The organism is Ruegeria sp. AP12 (assembly GCF_056540025.1).
Genome location: NZ_JBQFVZ010000321.1, coordinates 1 through 537, shown reverse-complemented (window position 1 = coordinate 537; position 537 = coordinate 1). Strand labels below are relative to the sequence as shown.

General features: G+C 60.0%; 1 protein-coding gene. It reads right to left on the bottom strand.

What is annotated here, in order from left to right; translation table 11 throughout:
- Positions 1–161: 161 nt before the first annotated feature.
- Positions 162–537: flagellar basal body rod C-terminal domain-containing protein (locus ACR0E6_RS22985; protein ID WP_480587777.1), on the bottom strand; the 376-nt coding region annotated here is incomplete at its 5' end.

The window sequence follows — 537 nt, the reverse complement described above, 5'->3', positions numbered from 1 at the left end:
AAGGAGATGTGCGTAGTCACCGCCCAAATGGTCGGACACGTCTTGCACCCGCCCGGTGGACATGTCGTAGGACAGGGTTTCGATCTGTTGTTTGATCTCGGCCGACCGGGTCTGCAAGGTCAGACCGCGCGCGAGATCACCTATGGATGTCAAAGTCATGTTTACAACCTCAGAAGGGTTTCCATCAGCTCATCCACGACCGAGATGAGGCGGGCATTGGCGGCATAGGCCTGTTCGATTTGCATCAGCCGCTGCAATTCCTGATCGGTATCCACGCCCTGTTCGGCTTCCAACTGTGCCATCTGCTGCTGCGCGCCGGTGGCAAAGGACCTGCGTTGATCCGCAACATGGACGTTTGCCCCAACGCGGGACATCATTGCTTCGGTGATTTCTGCGGCGCGCATGGTGCCGGTGCCAAAGAGCGCGCCTACCACCGGGCGGGCTGAGTCCAATATTGCGCTGAACGCCTGCAATTGGCTCGAGTCGCCGGGGTCATTCGGAGCGGCAGCACCAAATCCCGCGCGCAGCCTCCAGCTG